We start from the raw sequence: 19,099 nt of genomic DNA, 5'->3' as shown, positions 1-19,099 counted from the left end.
GGAAGGGCCGGACCCGGGGTCCGGTCGTGGCGTGGGCAGGAGGTGGGGGCGGGTCAGAGCGTGTGGTAGCGGCCGTCGTGGAAGAGCAGCGGGGAGCGGGTGCCGCCCGTCCAGGAGCCCTGGACCCGGCCGATCACGACCCGGTGGTCGCCGGCCGGCACGATCTGCTCGAACTCGACGCGCAGCCAGCTGCTCACCCCGTCGAGCACCGGCTCGCCCTGCGGCAGCCGACGCCACGCGGTGGGCGCGGCGAAGCGGTCGATGCCGCTGGTGGCGAAGGTCCTGGCGACGTCCTCCTGGTCGGCGCCCAGGAAGTTGACGACCGCGCTGGTCGCCTGCTCGACGTGCGGCCACGACGACGCGGTGACCCCGATGCCGAAGGACACCAGCGGCGGGTGCAGCGACAGCGAGGTGAGCGAGGTCGCGGTGAAGCCCGCGGGGCCGCGCCCGGCGTCGACGGTGACGACCACGACGCCTGCGGGATGGTTGCGGAAGATCTGCTTGAAGCGCTCGGGGTCGATCCCCGAGGCGGGAAGTGACGGCACGGTGATGGTCAACGTCTCCCCCAGTTCGGTCGGGAGCGGGTACGGGAAGGGTGCGGCGGGCGTACGGGGCTCCGCCCGGTCGGCGGGACGCGGGCAGCGCGGAGCCCCGCGCCCGCGGGCCGCACGGCATCGGGCGGCGGGGCGCGGTGGAGCTGACGGGAATTAAAGGGCGGGAATACGGCGGCGGAAATTCCGTACGCCGTTCACGAAATCGGCCGCGACGGTGCCCGGCCATTCACGGCCGGTGCGGAATACCGGTGGCCGGAGGAATGCGGTGCGCTTGCCCGCGGTGCGTCACACGGCGCGGCAAGCGCCGGTACAGATCCCGTACGGACAGCAGGGAACGGCACCGGACGCGCACCGGCGACACGCACGGCCGACGCGCTCGCGGCCCGGCGCGGAGGGCGCGCGGAAGGAGTGCGCCGCGGGCGGCGCCTGCTCCGGATTCCGCTGATTGCCGTTCATGAATCCATTCTCACGTGCGAGTTCTGCCAGGTCAACAATGCAACTACCTGAATTAAGTGGGAATTCGGGGCCGCGGGCGGCAGCAACGCTCAGCTCACGGCGGGGAGGGCGGGCCAGGGACCGAGCGGGTCGGCGTAGAGGGCGCCCAGGGCGACCGCGGCGCCGGCGACCGGCAGGACCGAGCCGGTGAAGCTGCTGGGCAGCACCGCCCGGCTCGGGTCGTCGCACACCCAGGAGCGGGCGCCGACCTCCGCGCGCAGCACGTCCAGGCACTCCGGCAGCCGCCCGGCGCCCGGCTCGACGACGACCACGACCTCAGGGTCGAAGACGTCGAGCAGCAGCGCCACGGCCCGGCCGACCAGCAGCGCCCGGCGCCGGAAGAGGGCCACCGCACGCGGCTCGCCGGCCAGGGCGAGGTCGAGCAGCGCACGGAAGTCGGGGACGTCCAGGCCGCGGGCGGCGGCCTGGCGCACCAGCGCGGGTTCGGACACCTCGGACTGGAGGCAGCCCGGGGTGCCGCAGCCGCACGGCTCGGCGGGCGGCGCGGACGGCGCACCCGGCCCTTCCGGTCCTTCCGGCCCCGCCGGTCCTTCCGCTCCGACCGGCAGGTGCGCGACGCTGCCCGCCGCCGAGCGCGGTCCGCGGTGCACCCCCTCGGTGGTGGCGAAGGCGGCGTCCACGACCGCGCCGACGAAGAGCAGCACCGCGCTGCCCCGGGTGGTCACCGCGCCGAACAGCTGCTCCGCGCGGGCCAGTGCCCGCGAGTGGCTGTCGACGTGGACGGGCAGCCCGGTCGCGGCGGCCAGCACCTCACGGGCCGCCACGTCCCGCCAGCCCAGCCGCGGGTGATCGACGATCACACCCGCGTCCGGGTCGACCCACTGCCCGGTCGCCACCCCCAGGGCCAGCACCGTACGGCCCTCGGCGTGCGCCTCGACCAGCCGCGGCAGCCGGGCGGCGAGACCGCCGAGCACCTGCTGCGGGTCGGTGCCGCGGTGCGGCCGGCGGTCGCTGGCGACGATCCGGCCGCGCAGGTCCATGAGTGCGAGGGTGCTGTGCGCGACGGCGATGTGCGCGCCCGCCACCAGGTAGCGGGCGGTGTCGATCTCCAGCGGGATGTGCGGGCGGCCCAGTCCGCGCGGACCCGGCGCCTGCGGGCGCTCGGCGACCAGTCCGCGGGCCAGGAGCTGCGTACAGTGCCCGCTCACCGCCGCGGGCGACAGCCCGGTGAGCCGTGCCACGGTGCTGCGCGCCACCGGGCCGTGGTCGAGGATCGCGCGCAGCACCGCGGCGGCCCCGGCGGGGCGGCGCGGTTGCCCGGCGGACGGCGCAACATCGGCGCGGCGCAAGGGAGTCGGGGCGGCGGGGTGGTCGGGCGGCAGGACTACCACGGGGGGCCTTCCAGGTCGTCGACGGCGGCGGGGGCGCACCCGGGCACACGCGCCGGCGGCGAACCGGCGGGGCGGGCACCCCCGTTGGGGCTCCGTACGGAGCTCGTGCGGTCAGACCTGGTGACACGCGGCGGAGCACACGCGCTTGAGGTCGACATGACCCCGCGTCGTGAGGTGTGTGGTCCGCTGCATGCCGCGCAACGTAACCGGAACGGGTGAACGCGGTCAAACTCCTGACCGCATGCTGGACGCGTCCCGGCCACGGGGCGGGCACTCCGCCACGGCGTCACTGCGCCCCGGCGGCCCCCGGGGCGAGCCCGGCGCTGATCAGGGCGAGGATGCGGGACGCCCGGTGCGGGTCGGCCTGCTCGGCGGCCCGGCCGACGGCCGCCGCCGCGGTGAACAGGTCCTCCGGATCGACATCCTGGCGCGCCTCGCCCGCTTCCTGCGCCGCGCCGAGCAGCCGCGCGGCCGCCCCGTACATCGCGGTGCAGGCGCCGTACAGCCCGGAGCCCTCGTCGTGCGGCGCGGCCATGACCGACGCCGGAAGGCCCCGGCAGGCGCCCGAGCGCGCCGACCCGGTGTCCCTGCTCCCGCGCCCGTGGAGCAGGGGCACCGGCACGCCCACGGCCCGCGGCCGGGCCTCAGCCGCGGTAGGCCTCCAGCAGGCGCAGCCAGACCTCGCTGATGGTCGGGTAGGACGGGACGGCGTGCCACAGCCGCTCCACCGGCACCTCGCCCGCCACCGCGATCGTCGCGGAGTGCAGCAGCTCGCCGACGCCCGGACCGGCGAAGGTGACGCCGACCAGGTGGCCCCGGTCGAGGTCGACGACCATCCGGGCCCGGCCGCGGTAGCCGTCGCGGTAGAGGCTCGCGCCCGCGACCTGGGCGAGGTCGTAGTCGACCACCTTGGTACGCAGCCCCGCCTGTTCGGCCTCGGCCGCGGACAGGCCGACCGCGGCCACCTCGGGGTCGGTGAAGACGACCTGCGGCACCGCCGCGTGGTCGGCGGTCGCGACGTGCCGCCCCCAGGGCGCGTCGTCGAGCGGCTCGCCCTTCGCGCGGGCGGCGATGACCGCGCCCGCGATCCGCGCCTGGTACTTGCCCTCGTGGGTGAGCAGCGCCCGGTGGTTGACGTCGCCCACGGCGTAGAGCCAGTCGCCGTCCACACCGGTGACGCGCAGCGTGTCGTCGACCGGCAGCCAGCCGCCGGGCTTCAGGCCCACCGTCTCCAGGCCCACGTCGCCGGTGTGCGGGGCGCGGCCGACGGCGAAGAGCACCTCGTCGGCGGTGACCCGGGCGCCGCCCTCCAGGCCGATCCTGACCTCTCCCTCGGCGCCGTCGCGCTCCACCGAGGCGACGTTCGCGCCGAACCGCACGTCGACGCCCGCCTCGCGCAGCCCGTCGGCGACCATCTCGCCCGCGAACGGCTCGACACGGTCCAGCAGAGCCGTTCCCCGCACCAGCAGCGTCACCTGCGAGCCGAGCGCCTGCCAGGCCGTCGCCATCTCGACGGCCACCACACCGCCGCCGACGACCGCGAGCCGCCGCGGCACCTGCTTGGCGCTGGTCGCCTCCCGGCTGGTCCACGGGTGGATGTCGCCGATCCCGGGCATCGGCGGCAGGGCCGCGGTCGTCCCCGTGCAGACGGCCACCGCGTGCCGGGCCTCCAGCCGCACCGTGCCGCCGTCCGGCGTGTCGACCTCCACCCGGCGCTCCCCCGCGAGCCGCCCGTGGCCGCGGACCAGCTCGACGTCGACCGAACACAGCCAGTCGACCTGCCCGTCGTCCTTCCAGTGCGAGGTGAAGTCGTCGCGCCGGGCGAGCACCGCCGCCGCGTCCAGCGGTCCCTGCACGGCACGGCTGAGGCCCGGCAGGCTGCGGGCGTCGGCCTGCGCGAGCGCCGGGCGCAGCAGCGCCTTGCTGGGCATGCAGGCCCAGTACGAGCACTCGCCGCCGACCAGCTCGCTCTCCACGACGACGGTGCTGAGCCCGGCGGCGCGGGTGCGGTCGGCGACGTTCTCGCCGACCGGCCCTGCGCCGATGACGATGACGTCGTACGTACGGGGTGCGTCGGGGGCGTCGTTCACGGCGACTCCTGTGCTGCGGTCGGACGGCGGGAAGGGGCGGGCCGGACGGCACAGGCGTGACAGCCCGGGTGTACCCCCGCGACGGCTCAGGCGTCACGCCGATGCCGCAACCGGGGGCGCGCGGTCATCGTACTGAGGCGAGGTGACGGGTCGTCTGCCCCGTCGCCCGCGTGTCATGCGCGAGCCGCGCCGGGGCCGCCGGGCGGGCCACCCGGGGTCCGGCCGCGGGCGGGCGGCGGCGTCCGGCCGCCGCGCGGCACCGCGACGTATGATCACATCGCGGCGCCGAACGGCGTCACGGGAGGTACACCATGGGCGAGCTCGTGCTGATCCGGCACGGTGAGACCGAGTGGAGCCGATCGGGACAGCACACCAGCTACACCGATCTGCCCCTCACCGAGAAGGGCGAGGCCCAGGCACGCAGCCTCGCGCCGCTGCTGGCCTCCCGGCACGTCTCGTGCGTCCTGACCAGCCCGCTGCAACGCGCCAGGGACACCGCGAAGCTCGCCGGTCTGGAGCACGGCATGGTCGACCCGGATCTCCACGAGTGGGACTACGGCGGCTACGAAGGCGTGACGACCCGTGACATCCACCGCACCCGCCCGGACTGGGACCTGTGGACCGACGGTGTGATCCCCGGCCCCGACGACCATCCGGGTGAATCCCCCGAGCAGGTCGGCGACCGCGCCGACCGGGTGCTCGCCCGTACCGAGGCGGCCTTCACCAACGGCGACGGCGGAGATGTGGTGCTGGTCGCCCACGCCCACTTCCTGCGCGTCCTGACCGCCCGCCGCCTGGGCCTCCCCCCTGCCGACGGCGCCCTCTTCCAGCTCGCCACCGGCACGGTCAGCCGCCTCGGCATAGAACACGGCCGCCACGTCCTGACCTCCTGGAACCGCCTGCCGTAGTCGCGACGGCACCCGGCCCCGGGCAGCCCGTGCGAGGTGGGCGCGGCCCGCGCGCCTGCCCGGGGGACGCGAGCCCGCCTCGCCGCCGCGGGCACCCCGCGCGCACCTTCCCCCGCCGCCCGACGTAACCGGGCACCTCGTGCGCGCCCGGCCTGCGGCCTGCCGGGAGGTACGGCCCGCGCGCCCTCCCGCGCCCGGCCGAGGACGACGCGAGCCACCCTCGCGCACCTTCCCCCGCCGCCCGACAGACCAGGCACCCCGTGCGCGCCCGCCCCGCGCCCCGCCCGAGGGCGCGTCCCACGCCCGGCCAAGGACGACACGAGCACGCCGCCGACGCGGGCGACCCTCGCGCACCCCCCGCTGCCCGACAGACCGGGCACCCCGTGCGCGCCCGCCCCGCGCCTCGCCCGAGAGCGCACCCCGCGCCCCTCCCGCGTCCAGCCGAGGACACACGAGTACGGGGCCGACGCGAACGATCCTCGCTTGCCCGTCGTGAGTGCAGCCCGCGTCCCCTCCCCCCGCCTGCCCCCAGGTGCACGACCCACTTCACCGACGCGGGCGGCCCGCGTGCCCTCCCCCGTCCGCCCGGTCGGCCGGGCAGGCCGTGCGCGGCGACACGCCGGGGGCGGTGCGGTGCGCTCGGCGCGCGTGGGGTGGGGGGAGCGGGGAGACTGGTCGCCCGCCCGTGTCCTGGCACGTGGCGGGGTGCGGACAGGTGCGGCCGAGTGGTCGAGGGAGCACGGATGACGGTGACGGCCCCCGGGCTGCGGGCGGAGCCCGCCGTGTCCCGGGCCCGGCGGGCGGGCTGGGTACGCGGGGTGGGCGCGGCCGCGGCGGGGGCGCTGCCCGCGCTCGCCTTCCCCGCGCCCGCGCTGTGGTGGCTGGCGTACGTCGCGCTGGTGCCGTGGCTGCTGCTGGCGCGGTCGGCGCCGACCGCGCGCCGGGCGGCGCTGGACGGCTGGCTGGGCGGCACCGGCTTCATGCTGGCCGTGCACCACTGGCTGGCCGCGAGCCTGAACGTCTTCCTGGTCGTGCTGGCCCTGCTGCTGGGGGCGTTGTGGGCGCCGTGGGGCTGGCTGGTGCGGCGGCTGCTGGGCGCCGCGGGCGAGGGCGCGGCGCCGCGGCTCGGGCCCGCGCTGGTGCTGCTGCCGTGCGGCTGGCTGATGGTCGAACTGGCCCGCTCCTGGCAGTACCTGGGCGGTCCCTGGGGGCTCATGGGGGCCAGCCAGTGGCAGGTCCGGCCGGCGCTGCGGCTGGCCTCGCTGGGCGGGGTGTGGCTGGTCAGCGCGCTCGTGGTGCTGGTGAACACGACGGTCGCCGCGCTCGTCGCGCTGCCCGCGCTGCGCCGCCCGGCGGCGGCCGCGCTGGTCGCCGTCGCGCTGGTGGCAGGCGTCGCGTGGCTGTGGGCGCCGCGGCCGCGCACGGCGGGCGGCGCGCGGATCGCGGTCGTGCAGCCGGGTGTGGTCGTCGGCAGGGCCGCCCGGCTGGCCCGCGAGGAGCAGCTGACCCGGCAACTGGCCGGCACCCACCCGTCCCTGGTGGTGTGGGGCGAGAGCAGCGTCGGTGTGGACCTGACGGCGCAGCCGGGTGTGACCCGCGAGCTGGCCGCCCTGTCCCGCCTGGTCGGCGCCGACCTGCTGGTCAACGTGGACGCCGAACGGGCCGACGGCAGCGGTATCTCCAAGACCTCGGTGCTGATCGGCCCGCGGGGCGTGACCGGGCCCGGGTACGACAAGATGCGGCTGGTGCCCTTCGGCGAGTACATCCCGCTGCGGCCGCTGCTGGGCTGGGCCACCTCGGTCGGCAAGGCCGCGGGCGAGGACCGGCGGCGCGGCGCCCGGCAGGTGGTCATGGACACGGGGGCCCTGCGGATCGGCCCGCTGGTGTGCTTCGAGTCCGCCTTCCCCGACATGAGCCGCCGGCTGGCCGGGGACGGCGCACGGCTGCTGGTCGCGCAGTCGTCCACCGCGTCCTTCCAGCACACCTGGGCGCCCGCCCAGCACGCCTCGCTCGCGGCGCTGCGCGCGGCGGAGAGCTGGCGTCCGGTGGTGCACGCGACGCTGACCGGGATCAGCGCCGTCTACGACGCCTCCGGGCGGCCGGTGGGCCACCGCGTCGGCACCGGCACGGCCACCGCCGCGGTCTACGACGTACCGCTCGCGGCGGGGCGCAGCCCGTACGTGCGGTTCGGCGACTGGGTGCCGCACCTGGCGCTGCTGCTGGTGCTCTCGGCGGCCGCGTACGAGGTGACGCGCCTGGTCAGGCGGCCTGTTCCCGTACCTCGGTGACGATGCGTTCGCACAGCTCGTGGGTGGCCAGCGCGTCGCGCGCGTCCACGGGGGAGCCGGTGCCCGCGCGCACCGCGTCGAGGAAGGCCAGGGCGATCTGCTCGATGCCGCGCTGCCGGGCGACCGGCACCCAGTCGCCGCGGCGGCGCACCGTGGGCTGGCCCTTGTGGTCGACGACCTCGGCGAGGTTGAGCACCTGGCGCCGCCGGTCGCCGCCGCTGACGTCCAGGCTCTCCTCGACCGAGCCGCTCATCCGGTTCATCGACCCGATCGCGGTGAAGCCGTCGCCGGACAGGTGCAGGACGACGTGGTGCAGCAGGCCGCCGACCACCTTCGCCGAGACGCGGACCTGCCCGACCGGGCCGGGCGCGAGGAAGCGCAGGGTGTCGACGACGTGGATGAAGTCGTCGAAGACGACCTCGCGCGGGTCGTCGGCGAGCCCCACCCGGTTCTTCTGCATCAGGACGAGGTCGCGCGGGTGCTCCAGGCACTGCGCGTAGCCGGGCGCGTAGCGGCGGTTGAAGCCCGTGGTGAGCGGGACGCCGTGCTGTTCGGCCAGTTCGACCAGGGTGCGCGCGCCCTCGGCGTCGCGGGCGAGCGGCTTGTCGACGTACACGGGGACGCCCGCCTCGATGACGCGGGCCGCGACGGCGACATGGTCGGCGGTGGGCGCGTGTACGAAGGCGGCGTCCAGGCCCTGGTCGAGCAGCTCGTCCAGGGTGGTGTGCCGGTGCGGCACCCGGTAGGTGTCGCCGACCCGGTCGAGGGTGGCGCGGGTGCGGGTGTGCAGGTGCAGGTCGAGTCCCGGCTGGGCGGCCAGCACCGGGAGGTACGCCTTCTGCGCGATGTCACCGAGCCCGATGACGCCGACCTTCAGGGGGGCGTTGCCCGCTGCCATGCGCTGCTCCTCGCCGTGCTGCCGCCCGCGCCCGGACGAGAGCGGTGCCACCGCAGCATACGGGCAGGTGGGCGCCACCCGGACGGGTGACCCCGGGGGCACAGCGAGCGGGTTTTTCACCCCTTCGGGGACTGCCGGACGCGCCCGCTCCCCGGCACAGTGGGCGGCGTGCGCCTGCTGCCCGCTGCAATGCTCCTGCTCACGGCGTCCGCCGTGACCGGATGCACCACCGTCTCCCCCGCCCGGCCCGACGCGACGACCCCGCCGCCCGGCCGCGCGCCCGCCGTGGTGACCCTGACGCCGCCCCCGGCCGCGCCGCTGCTCGCGGACGTACGCCCGGATCGCGGCACACCGTCCGCCACCGCGGCTCCGCACCAGCGGCCCACCGCGGCGGCCCCGCGCCCTGCCGCCCCGGCGCCGCCGCACGCACCGCGGGTGGTGCGGCACCGGGCCCCGGGCCCCGCCGCGGGGCAGCGGACGGGCACGCCGGGCAGCGGGCCGTGCGCGATGGGCCGGGCGTACGGGCACTGGCCCGCGGGCAGCAGCGCCGCCACCATCTGCCAGGGCGTCTACGGCCGCTGACCGCGCCCCGGTCGCCCCGTACCCCGGTGTGCGCCCGGGGTACGGGGTTACGGGGTACGGGCCTTTCAGCCCGCGGCGACCGCGCTGACCGCGAGGTTCGGGATGCGCCAGTCGATCGGCTCGTGGCCCTGTGCGGCGACCGCCGCGTCGATCTGTGTGAAGGGGCGGCTGCCGAGGAAGAGCTTCGCCGACAGCGGCGAGGGGTGCGCGCCCTGGATGACGATGTGCCGCTCGGTGTCGATGAGCGGGAGCTTCTTCTTCGCGTAGTTGCCCCACAGCACGAAGACCGCCGGGTCCTGGCGTGCGGCGACGGCGCGGATCACCGCGTCGGTGAACTTCTCCCAGCCCTTGCCCTTGTGCGAGTTGGCCTCGCCCTCGCGGACCGTCAGCACCGCGTTGAGCAGCAGCACGCCCTGCTCGGCCCACGGCAGCAGGTAGCCGTTGTCCGGCACCGGGTGGCCGAGCTCCGCGCCCATCTCCTTGAAGATGTTGCGCAGCGACGGCGGGGTCTTCACACCGGGGCGGACGGAGAAGCACAGCCCGTGGCCCTGGCCCTCGCCGTGGTAGGGGTCCTGGCCGAGGATCAGCACCTTGACGCGGTCGAAGGGGGTGGCCTCCAGCGCCGCGAACACCTCTTCCTCGGGCGGGAAGACGCGGTGCTCCTTCCGCTCGGCCGTCACGAATGCGTCGAGCTGCTGGAAGTAGGGCTTGTCCAACTCCTCACCGAGGACGGATTGCCAGGACTCGGGGAGCACGGTGGGCACGTCGGGAACCTCCGGTACGCGATCAGTTACTGCGTCAGAACGTACCGGCAGGCACTGACAGTCCGCTCCCCGACCGGTGGACTGCCCGTCCGGCGGCACCGGGGCCGCCGGACGGATCGCAGGTCAGACGCCGCCCGCGCGCAGGAAGAGGCCGCCGTCGATCACCAGGTTCTGCCCGGTGATCCAGCCCGCCTCGTCGCCGAGCAGGAAGGCCGCGGCGCCGCCGATGTCCTGCGGCATGCCGAGCCGCCCGAGCGGGTAGCCGGCCGCGGCCTCCTCCTCGCGCCCCTCGTAGAGCGCGGCGGCGAACTTCGTCTTGACCACCGCGGGCGTGATCGAGTTGACCCGCACGCCCGGTGCCATCTCGGCGGCGAGCTGCACGGTCAGGTTGACCATCGCGGCCTTGCTGATGCCGTAGGCGCCGATGAAGGGTGAGGGGGCGAGGCCGGCGATCGAGGCGATGTTGAGGATCGCGCCGCCGTGGTCCTTCTGCCACGCCTTCCAGGTCTGCTGCGCGAAGCCGAGCGCGGAGATCACATTGGTCTCGTAGACCTTGCGCGCGACACCGAGGTCGAGGTCGGCGAGCAGCCCGTAGACGGGGTTGGTGCCGGCGTTGTTGGCCAGGTAGTCGATCCGGCCGAAGGCCTCCATGGCGCGCTCGACGGCCGCGGCCTGGTGCGCCTCGTCATGGGCCTTGCCCACGACGTAGACGGCCCGGTCGGGGCCGAGCCGCTCGACGGCCTCCTTGAGTGTGTCCTCGGTGCGGCCGGTGATGCACACCCGGTCGCCGCGGGCGACGAGGGCCTCGGCGATGGCCAGGCCGATGCCGCGGCTGGCACCGGTGACGAGCGCGGCCTTGCCGGTGTCGGGGGTGGTGGGGTTGTTCTGGGTCATGGTGTGTGCGCCCTCCGGGCGGTCAGTCGAGCGGTCCGCCGGCCACGTACAGCACCTGGCCGGAGACGAAGCCGGCGTCGTCGCCGGTGAAGAAGGCGATGGCGTTGGCGACGTCGTCGGGCCGGCCGACGCGCTGCACCGGGATCTGGGTCGCGGCGGCGGCCTGGAAGTCCTCGAAGCCCATGCCGACCCGGGCGGCGGTCGCGGCGGTCATGTCAGTGGCGATGAAGCCGGGCGCGACGGCGTTGGCCGTGACGCCGAACTTGCCCAGCTCGATCGCCAGCGTCTTGGTGAAGCCCTGCAGCCCGGCCTTGGCGGCGGAGTAGTTGGCCTGGCCGCGGTTGCCCAGCGCGGAGGACGAGGAGAGGTTGACGATCCGGCCGAACGCCGCGTCGACCATGTGCTTCTGCACCGTGCGGCTCATCAGGAAGGCACCGCGCAGGTGGACGCCGAGGACCGTGTCCCAGTCCGCGGCGCTCATCTTGAACAGCAGGTTGTCGCGCAGCACCCCGGCGTTGTTCACCAGCACCGTGGGCGCGCCCAGCTCGGCCGCGACCCGCTCGACCGCGGCCTGCACCTGCGCCTCGTCGGAGACGTCGGCGCCCACCGCGAGCGCCCGCCCGCCGGCCGCCGTGATCGTCTCGACGGTGTCCTTGCAGGCGGTCTCGTCGAGGTCGAGTACGGCGACGGCGCGGCCCTCGGCCGCCAGCCGGACCGCCGTGGCGGCGCCGATCCCGCGGGCGGCGCCGGTGACGATCGCGACGCGCTGCTCGGTGCTGGACATCTGTTCTCCTCAGCCCTTGGCGCGGTCGCCCGGCGCGCTGTCACGCATGAGCGACCGCTTAGTAGGTTCCGATGCCGAAACCGTAGGAGGACAGTGACCCAGTGTCAACGCCATCAGTGCCGATGTGGCTCACCGCACCGGAAGCCCGGTGCGGCGCCGTCACCGGACCAGCAGGGCGAGCAGCCGGTCGGCCTCGCCCTCGGGATCGGCGGTGAGGCCGGTGTGGATCGGGCCGGGCTGGACGATGGTGCTGCGCGGGGCCGTCAGCCAGCGGAAGCGGCGGCCGGGGTCGTCGCCGCCCGCCTGGCCCGCGTCCTCGCCGCCCGCGCACACCTCCTGGTAGCCGCGCAGCGCGGCCCTGACGCCCGCCACGTCGACGCCCGCGTCCAGGCAGCGCAGCCGCGTCTCGTCCAGGTGCACCCGCACACCGACGAAGGACTTCGCCCGGCAGTAGACGAGCACCCCGGCGTTGATCATCTCGCCGCGCTCGATCCGCGGCACCACGCGCACCAGCGCGTACTCGAACACGTCCCGCCCGCCCATCAGGCGTGCCTCTCCTCGTTGTCGCGGCCGCCCTCGGCGGCGGCCTCGGCGTTCCTGCCCTCGACCCAGGTGCGCAGCCACTCCGGCGGGGGCTGCCGGTCGCGCTGCCGCGGCGCGAGGGTGATCCGCTCGTGGATGCCGGGCGCGCGGGCGGCGAGCAGCTCGACGTAGGCGCGCCGCACGTCGTCGGGCCCGGCGAAGCCCGGCTCGTCGGCCAGCCACGCGTCGGGGACGAGCGCGGTGACCTCGGTGAGCAGCTCGGGGGTCACCAGCGGGGCGAGTTCGGCCGCCGCTGCCGCCGGGTCGGGCGAGAAGCGGGACAGCGCGTGGTCGGAGGCGTCGTAGGGCTTGGCGGCGGAGGCCTCGGCGCCCTTCCAGTTGTGGTGCCAGATGAGCGAGGCACCGTGGTCGATGAGCCACAGGTTGCGGTGCCAGACCAGCAGGTTGGGGTTGCGCCAGGAGCGGTCGACGTTGCCGATCAGCGCGTCGAACCAGACGACGCGGCTCGCCTCGGCGGGGTCGACGCCGAAGACCAGCGGGTCGAAGCCGAGCGAGCCGGGCAGGAAGTCCATGCCGAGGTTGAGCCCGCCGCTCGCCCTGAGCAGGTCCTGGATCTCCTGGTCGGGCTCGCCGAGGCCGATCACCGGGTCGAAGTCGAAGCGGACCAGCTCCGGCACCCGCAGCCCCAGCCGCCGGCCCAGCTCGCCCGCGATCACCTCGGCGACCAGCGCCTTGCGGCCCTGCGCGGCGCCGCTGAACTTGACCACATACGTGCCGAGGTCGTCGGCTTCCACCACACCGGGCACCGACCCGCCCTCGCGCAGCGGCGTCACATAACGGATGCCCGTCACTTCTCTCAGCATCGCCCCAGGATATGGGGGGCGCACGGGTGCCCCGCGGGCCGTGGCGGATGTCACCGATGTGATGAACGAGGAATCCGGCACGCGTGTCGTTGAACGGATGGCCGTGATCGCCCGTATCAACGGTCACGCGTGGACAGCACGCCGCCGGACGGCCCCGCCGCCGACCGGTCCGACCAGACGACAGGACCCGCTCATGCCCGAAACGCCCGGACTCCCCCTGACCCCGACCCGCCGTGCCGTCGTCGCGGCGGCCGGCGGCGCGGGTCTCGCCGCCGTCCTGACCGCGTGCGGCTCGGACTCGGGCTCGGACTCCGGCTCGTCGTCCGGCGCCCCGGCCTCGGACACCCCCGCCCCGGACGGCGGCTCGTCCGCCGCCTCGTCACCGGCCGACGGCGGCTCGGGCGGCGGGGGCGACGTGCTGGTCAAGACGTCGGACATCCCGGTCGGCGGCGGCAAGGTCTTCGCCGACCAGAAGGTGGTCGTCACGCAGCCCACCGCGGGCCAGTTCAAGGGCTTCTCCGCGGTGTGCACCCACCAGGGCTGCACGGTCATCGACGTGTCGGGCGGCACGATCAACTGCCCCTGTCACGGCAGCAAGTTCAAGGTCGCGGACGGCTCGGTGGCGCACGGCCCGGCCACCTCGCCGCTGCCCTCGAAGGCGGTCACGGTCTCCGGGGACGGCATCACGCTGGCCTGACCCCGGGGCTGCCCGGCCGGTGCGGACCGGCGGTTCAGCCCAGCGCGTCCGCCGCCGCCCCCAGCGCCTTCACCGCCGCCCGGATCGCCGGGCGGCGGTCGGCGTCGGCGCGCCAGACCGCGTAGATGTGCCGCCGCATGGTGTGCCGCACCGGCACCACCCGCACCCCGCCGGGCATCGGGTCGCGGCCGAGCCGCGGGATGACGGCGACCCCGAGGCCCGCGGCGACCAGCGCGAGCACCGTCGCGTGCTCCTCGGCGTGGTGCGCGATCCGCGGCTCGACGCCCTTGCCGCGCAGCGTGAACAGCAGCCACTCGTGGCAGAAGCCGCCGTCCGGCCAGGCGATCCAGTCGTCGTCGGCCAGTTCGCCGAGGTCGATCTCCGCCCGGTCCTCCAGCCGGTGCCCGGCCGGGAGCGCGACGTCCACGAAGTCGTCGAACAGCGGCGCCTTGGCCAGGCCGCCGGGCAGCGACAGCGGTTTGTTGTACCAGTCCAGGACGACCGCGAGGTCGACGTCGCCACGGGTGAGCCGGGCCAGCGACTCCTGCGGCTCCAGCTCGTGCACGGTCGTGCGCAGCTGCGGGTGGGCGGCGCGCAGCGCGCGCAGGGCGGCCGGGAAGAGCCCGCGCACGGCGGTCGGGAAGGCGCCCGCGGTCAGGTCGCCGACGGCGGCGCCGCGGTGCGCCTCCAGGTCGGAGTGCGCCAGCTCGACGAGCGACAGGATCCGCTCGGCGTGCCCGGACAGCAGCCGGCCGGCGTCGGTGAGCCGCACCCCGCGGCCGCTGCGGGTGAGCAGCGTCTGGTCGGCCTCCCGCTCCAGCTTGGCCATTTGCTGGGAGACGGCCGAGGTGGTGACCCCCAACACGTCGGCGGCGGCGCTCACCGATCCGTAGGTGTCGATCGCGTGCAGGACGCGGAGACGTTCCAAGCTCAACATGTAAGAGATTCTACGCGGACGGTGTACGAATACTCGCTTGTTCTACGAGATCGGGCCCGTCATCGTGTGGACATGACCGCACCCGCCGAGAGCCGTCCCGCCCCCCTCGCGACCGAACCGGGCCCCGCCCCCGCCGCCGTCCCCGCCCCCGCCGCTCCCCCCGGTCCCGCCGCCGCTCCGGGCCGCCGGCCGCTGCTGGACTGGCGGCTGCGCTTCGCCGCACTCGGCCTGGTGTGGGGCTTCAGCTTCCTGTTCATGAAGGTCGGCAACGAGGCCTTCGCACCGCTCCAGGTGACGCTGGGGCGGATGGTGTTCGGCACGGCGGTGCTCGCGGCGGCCGTGGCCGTGCGGCGCGACCGGCTGCCGCGCTCGCCGCGCACCTGGCTGCACCTGTTCGTCGCCGCCTTCCTGCTCAACTCGCTGCCGTTCACGCTCTTCGCCACCGCGGAGCAGACGATCCCGTCGATGCTGGCCGGGATATGCAACGCGGCGACCCCGCTGTTCTCGATGCTGGTGTCGCTGGTCGCGCTGTCCGAGGACCGGCCCTCGCGCGAGCGCTTCGCGGGCGTGGGCCTCGGCTTCATCGGGGTGCTCACGGTGCTCGGCGCCTGGCAGGGCTTCGCCGGGCAGGACCCCAAGGGCACGCTGATGGCGCTGACCGCGGCAGTCAGCTACGCGGTGGGCTGGGCGTACGTCCGGCGGACCCTGAGCGGCACCGGCGGCTCCCACCTGGCGGTGTCCGCGAGCCAGCTGCTGGTCGGCACGCTGCAACTGCTCGTCGTCACCCCCTTCTTCACCTCCGTGCCGGACAGCTGGCCCGCGAAGTCGGTGCTGTCGGTCCTGGCGCTCGGGGCGCTCGGCACGGGTGTGGCCTTCCTGATCCAGTACGGGCTGGTCGCCGAGAAGGGCCCGACGATCGGGGCGATGGTGACGTACCTGATCCCCATCGTCGCGACCGCCGCGGGTGTGCTGCTGCTCGGCGAGACGCTGCACTGGAACGAGCCGGTCGGCGCCGTCGTCATCCTCGCCGGGGCCGCCCTCACCCAGCGCCGCCCCCGCAAGTAGGCCGGGCCCGCGGCTCAGCCGTGGCGGACCTCACCGGCGGCGGGAGCGCGCAGCACCGCCGCGACGGCGTCGGCCAGCGGCGCGATGTCGTCCGGCTCCAGCGTCGAGACGGTCAGCCGGACGGCGGGGGCCGAACGGACCCGGAAGCGGGCGCCGGGCGTGGCCGCCCAGCCGTGCTGGAGCAGCCCGGCCACCGCGCCGGTCTCGTCGCTGACCGGCACCCAGACGTTCATCCCGCTGCGCCCGTGGGCCGCCACCCCGCGCTCGGCCAGCGCCCGCACCAGCCCGTCGCGCCGCAGCCCGTACGAGGCGGCCACCGCCGCGCGGTCGACCGCGCCGTCCCGCCACAGGTGGACGACCGTGCGCTGGAGCAGGTGGCTCACCCAGCCCGCGCCGAGCCGGTGCCTGCCGCGCACCCGGTCCACGGTCGTCGCGTCGCCGGTGTAGAGCGCGAGCCGCAGGTCGGGGCCGTACGCCTTGGCGACCGAGCGGATCAGCACCCAGTGGTCGGTGACGCCCGACAGGCAGTGCAGCGGCAGCTCGACGGCGCCGTGGATGTGGTCGTCGTCGATCACCAGCACCTCGCGGTGCCCGGCCAGCAGGGCACGCAGCTCGGCGGCGCGGGCGGCGGAGACGGCGGCGCCGGTGGGATTCTGCCCGCGGGCGGTCACGATCAGGGCGCGGGCGCCGCCCTTCAGCGCGCGGGCCACCTCGACGGCGACCGGCCCGTCGTCGTCCACCGCGACCGGCACCGTCCGCAGGCCCAGCGCCGGGACCAGGTCCAGCAGGCTGCCCCAGCCCGGGTCCTCGACGGCCACCGCGTCGCCGGGCCGCAGATACGCCGTCAGCACCCGCTCCATCGCGTCGAGCGACCCGGAGCTGAGGCCGATCGGCCCGGCGGGCACCCCGTCGGCGTCCAGCGCGGCGCGCGCCATCCGCTCCAGGTCGGCGTCCACCGGCGGGCCGCCGTAGAGCGTCGGACGCAGCGCGTGCTCGGCGGCGGCCGCGGCCAGCGCGTCGCCCAGCGGCGGGAGCAGGGCGACGTCCGGGTTGCCCTTGGAGACGTCGCGGACGCCCGCGGGCACCTCGATGGGGATCTGGTCGCGCGGTGTGGTCGCGGGCCGGGCACGCACCCGGCTGCCGCGGCGGCCCGCGGTCTCGATGACCCCGCGGTCGCGCAGCAGCCGGTAGGCGGCGGCGACCGTGTTGGAGTTGACGCCCAGTTCGGCGGCCAGCTCGCGCAGCGGCGGCAGGGCGTCGCCGGGGCGCAGCGCACCGCCGCCGACGGCCCGTTCGATGTCGGCGGCAATACCCGATGCGCCGCGACCTGTGATTCTGTACTCTCCTAGCACAAAGCTGATTATGCACTAGTGCAAAGGATCGCGCCATGCCGACCCCGACGGCCGACACTCCCGCCGGCGAGCCCGCCGAGCAGCTCGGCACGTACGCCGCCACCGACCGCACCGTCCCCACCCGCTCCCGGGAGCGGGCCGCCTACGACCGCGCGACCGTGCACGCGATCCTCGACCAGGGGTACGTCTGCCATCTCGGCTTCGTACGGGACGGCGCGCCCGTGGTGCTGCCGACGCTGTACGCGCGCAGCGGCGAGCGGCTGTACGTGCACGGGTCCACCGGCTCCCGCCCGCTGCGGGGCGCGGCCGACGGCGGCCTCCCGGTCTGCCTCACCGTCACGCACGTGGACGGCCTGGTGCTCGCCAAGTCCGCCTTCCACCACTCCCTCAACTACCGCTCGGTGGTGGTGCACGGCACCGCGTACGAGGTCACCAACCCGGACGAGCGAGCCGCCGCGCTGGACGCCATCGTCGACCAGGCGGTGCCCGGCAGGTCCGCCGACACCCGGCGACCCAACGCGAAGGAGCTCGCGGCGACCGCCGTGATACGCCTCGACCTCGGCGAGGTCTCGGCGAAGACGCGCACCGGCGGGCCCAACGAGGAGCCCGAGGACATCGGGCTCCCCCACTGGTCGGGCGTCGTCCCGGTCGCTACGGCGTACGGCGCCCCCGAACCGGCGCGGCTTCCGGGCCAGGCGACACCGCCGCTGCCGGACTACCTGCCGCCGGTACGGCGCTGACCGCCACTCCCCCGGCCACCGGCCCCGCCTGCCGCGGCAGGCGGCGCGCCGCACGCGCCTCGTCCGCCGCGAGCGCGGCGACCGCGGCCAGCAGGCACAGCCCGCCCACCACGGTCGCCGCGGTCAGCCGCTCGCCGAGCAGCGTGACCGCCAGGACCGTCGCCGACAGCGGCTCGATGAGCGCGATCACCGACACCGTCGCGGCACGCAGCACGGCCGCGCCCGCGAAGTACAGCCCGTACGCAAGCGCCGTCGGCACCGAGGCGAGATAGCCGAGCAGCAGCAGGGTGCGGCCGAGGTCCGCCGCGTGCGGCAGCGGCCCCTCGGCCCAGGCCGCCGGGAGCATCACGACCGCGCACAGCCCGAACGCCCACATCGACATGTCGAACGGGTCGCCCGCCTCGCCCCGGTGGCCCCACCAGCGGGTCAGCACGGTGATCGCCGCATAGCCCGCGGCGGACAGCACCGCGAGCGCGACACCCGCGGGACGTACGGAGGTGCCGCCGCCGTCACCCAGCACCAGCACGGCCAGCCCGCCGAGGGCGCCCGCCACCGCCAGGACACCGCCGCGGCCCAGCCGCTCGCCCATCACCAGCCGCGCGGCCAGCGCGATCAGCACCGGACCGGAGCCGAGCGTCACGACGGTCGCGACCGCCAGACCGGTCGACCGCACCGCGCAGAAGTACGCGGCCTGGAAGACGGTCAGACCGGCGCCCGTCGCCAGCACCCGGCCCACCGTCGTCCCGCCCCGCGCCGGGCGGCGTACCAGCCGCACCCCGAGCAGCAGCACGAAGCCGCCGGCGGCGCGCCAGAACGTGAGGGCCAGCGGCCCGAGCCCGCTGCGGCCGTACAGCGCGGCCGCGACGGCACCCGCCGTACCCCAGCCGGTGGCCGCGATGACGACATAGATCAGGCCCCGGGTGGCCGGGGCGGAGGCATGCCTCAAGAAGTGCCTGAAGAACACGGAATTCTCCCGCGAAAGGATGGGTGGTCGGATCACTCGTCCCTGCGTGCGGGCAGCACCGACCGCCCCGGCGCTCGCGCCGGACCGTGTCTACGTCGTCCTCAGACCCCTTCGCTGCCCGCGATTACGCCGCGGGCGGCGGGAGAACGGTTGCATGCATGGGGCTCACGATAGCCGCCCCGGGGTGCCCCGCGCGGTGCCCCGCGCCCCTTTTTCGCCCCGGGCTGCCCCTTGCGGTAGGAGTCGCGATCTTCCCGCCGTCGTGGCCGGTCGCGCAGTTCCCCGCGCCCCTGAAAAACGCTCACCCTCCACGCAGAGGGCACCCACCA

19 protein-coding genes are annotated in these 19,099 nt (G+C 75.5%); 6 read left to right on the top strand and 13 right to left on the bottom strand.

Features of this window, described 5'->3' with window-relative positions:
• Positions 1–53 precede the first annotated feature (53 nt).
• The 4 genes from ACWERV_RS21525 to ACWERV_RS21510 form a co-directional block, all read right to left on the bottom strand.
• Positions 54–557, bottom strand: coding sequence for a flavin reductase family protein (locus tag ACWERV_RS21525; RefSeq protein ID WP_398188313.1), 504 nt, complete (start codon positions 555–557; stop codon positions 54–56).
• Positions 558–1,099: 542 nt separating this feature from the next.
• The gene (locus ACWERV_RS21520) at positions 1,100–2,401 is read right to left on the bottom strand and encodes an ROK family protein (RefSeq protein WP_452935316.1); all 1,302 of its coding nucleotides are present in this window, start codon (positions 2,399–2,401) and stop codon (positions 1,100–1,102) included.
• A gap of 286 nt (positions 2,402–2,687) precedes the next feature.
• Complete coding sequence (locus ACWERV_RS21515; RefSeq protein ID WP_452935313.1) at positions 2,688–3,017, bottom strand: SbtR family transcriptional regulator; 330 nt, start codon at positions 3,015–3,017, stop codon at positions 2,688–2,690.
• A 28-nt stretch (positions 3,018–3,045) separates the two neighbouring features.
• On the bottom strand, positions 3,046–4,491 hold the full coding sequence (locus ACWERV_RS21510) for a dihydrolipoyl dehydrogenase family protein (protein WP_452935312.1): 1,446 nt from the start codon (positions 4,489–4,491) through the stop codon (positions 3,046–3,048).
• Between the two features lie 311 nt (positions 4,492–4,802).
• Between ACWERV_RS21510 and ACWERV_RS21505 the strand changes: the two genes are divergently transcribed.
• Positions 4,803–5,399 carry a histidine phosphatase family protein gene (locus ACWERV_RS21505; RefSeq protein WP_398188302.1) on the top strand — a complete coding sequence of 199 codons (597 nt, stop codon included), beginning with the start codon at positions 4,803–4,805 and terminating at the stop codon, positions 5,397–5,399.
• A gap of 743 nt (positions 5,400–6,142) precedes the next feature.
• Complete coding sequence (gene lnt, locus ACWERV_RS21500) at positions 6,143–7,687, top strand: apolipoprotein N-acyltransferase (RefSeq protein ID WP_452935309.1); 1,545 nt, start codon at positions 6,143–6,145, stop codon at positions 7,685–7,687.
• On the opposite strand, the gene ACWERV_RS21495 is transcribed toward lnt, so the two are convergent.
• Positions 7,659–8,564 (bottom strand): Gfo/Idh/MocA family protein, encoded by a 906-nt coding sequence (locus ACWERV_RS21495; protein WP_398188613.1) that lies wholly within the window; start codon positions 8,562–8,564, stop codon positions 7,659–7,661. The genes lnt and ACWERV_RS21495 overlap by 29 nt on opposite strands.
• A 189-nt stretch (positions 8,565–8,753) precedes the next feature.
• Between ACWERV_RS21495 and ACWERV_RS21490 the strand changes: the two genes are divergently transcribed.
• Positions 8,754–9,167, top strand: a complete 414-nt coding sequence (locus tag ACWERV_RS21490) for a hypothetical protein (protein ID WP_452935307.1) — start codon at positions 8,754–8,756, stop codon at positions 9,165–9,167.
• A gap of 65 nt (positions 9,168–9,232) precedes the next feature.
• Here ACWERV_RS21490 and ung read toward each other — a convergent pair whose 3' ends face one another.
• The 5 genes from ung to ACWERV_RS21465 all read right to left on the bottom strand — a co-directional run bounded on the left by ung (position 9,233) and on the right by ACWERV_RS21465 (position 13,015).
• Complete coding sequence (ung, locus tag ACWERV_RS21485; protein ID WP_398188292.1) at positions 9,233–9,931, bottom strand: uracil-DNA glycosylase; 699 nt, start codon at positions 9,929–9,931, stop codon at positions 9,233–9,235.
• Between the two features lie 123 nt (positions 9,932–10,054).
• Positions 10,055–10,825: an SDR family oxidoreductase gene (locus tag ACWERV_RS21480; protein WP_398188289.1), complete on the bottom strand. Its 771-nt coding sequence runs from the start codon at positions 10,823–10,825 to the stop codon at positions 10,055–10,057.
• Between the two features lie 22 nt (positions 10,826–10,847).
• Complete coding sequence (gene fabG / locus ACWERV_RS21475; protein WP_398188286.1) at positions 10,848–11,609, bottom strand: 3-oxoacyl-ACP reductase FabG; 762 nt, start codon at positions 11,607–11,609, stop codon at positions 10,848–10,850.
• A gap of 159 nt (positions 11,610–11,768) precedes the next feature.
• Positions 11,769–12,152, bottom strand: a complete 384-nt coding sequence (locus tag ACWERV_RS21470; RefSeq protein WP_398188283.1) for a DUF3037 domain-containing protein — start codon at positions 12,150–12,152, stop codon at positions 11,769–11,771.
• Positions 12,152–13,015: a HipA family kinase gene (locus ACWERV_RS21465; RefSeq protein WP_452935303.1), complete on the bottom strand. Its 864-nt coding sequence runs from the start codon at positions 13,013–13,015 to the stop codon at positions 12,152–12,154. Before ACWERV_RS21465 ends, ACWERV_RS21470 begins: the two co-directional genes overlap by 1 nt.
• Positions 13,016–13,208: 193 nt before the next feature.
• On the opposite strand from ACWERV_RS21465, the gene ACWERV_RS21460 reads away from it, so the two are divergent.
• Complete coding sequence (locus tag ACWERV_RS21460) at positions 13,209–13,712, top strand: Rieske (2Fe-2S) protein (RefSeq protein WP_452935302.1); 504 nt, start codon at positions 13,209–13,211, stop codon at positions 13,710–13,712.
• A gap of 34 nt (positions 13,713–13,746) precedes the next feature.
• Here the strand turns inward: ACWERV_RS21460 and ACWERV_RS21455 are convergent, their stop codons facing one another.
• Positions 13,747–14,649 (bottom strand): LysR family transcriptional regulator, encoded by a 903-nt coding sequence (locus ACWERV_RS21455; protein ID WP_452935299.1) that lies wholly within the window; start codon positions 14,647–14,649, stop codon positions 13,747–13,749.
• Positions 14,650–14,721: 72 nt separating this feature from the next.
• Between ACWERV_RS21455 and ACWERV_RS21450 the strand changes: the two genes are divergently transcribed.
• Complete coding sequence (locus ACWERV_RS21450) at positions 14,722–15,714, top strand: DMT family transporter (RefSeq protein ID WP_452935297.1); 993 nt, start codon at positions 14,722–14,724, stop codon at positions 15,712–15,714.
• Between the two features lie 14 nt (positions 15,715–15,728).
• On the opposite strand, the gene ACWERV_RS21445 is transcribed toward ACWERV_RS21450, so the two are convergent.
• Positions 15,729–17,066, bottom strand: a complete 1,338-nt coding sequence (locus tag ACWERV_RS21445) for an aminotransferase class I/II-fold pyridoxal phosphate-dependent enzyme (protein ID WP_452935294.1) — start codon at positions 17,064–17,066, stop codon at positions 15,729–15,731.
• Positions 17,067–17,101: 35 nt separating this feature from the next.
• Here ACWERV_RS21445 and ACWERV_RS21440 point away from each other — a divergent pair, with 35 nt between their 5' ends.
• On the top strand, positions 17,102–17,806 hold the full coding sequence (locus ACWERV_RS21440) for a pyridoxamine 5'-phosphate oxidase family protein (RefSeq protein WP_452935292.1): 705 nt from the start codon (positions 17,102–17,104) through the stop codon (positions 17,804–17,806).
• On the opposite strand, the gene ACWERV_RS21435 is transcribed toward ACWERV_RS21440, so the two are convergent.
• Entirely contained in the window at positions 17,718–18,770 is a 1,053-nt protein-coding gene (locus tag ACWERV_RS21435) for a DMT family transporter (RefSeq protein WP_452935290.1), read from the bottom strand. The genes ACWERV_RS21440 and ACWERV_RS21435 overlap by 89 nt on opposite strands.
• Between the last annotated feature and the right edge of the window lie 329 nt (positions 18,771–19,099).

It is taken from the genome of Streptomyces sp. NPDC004031 (assembly GCF_053604375.1).
Note: the sequence above shows the minus strand (reverse complement) of the source record. Positions and strands in the feature narration are given on the sequence as shown.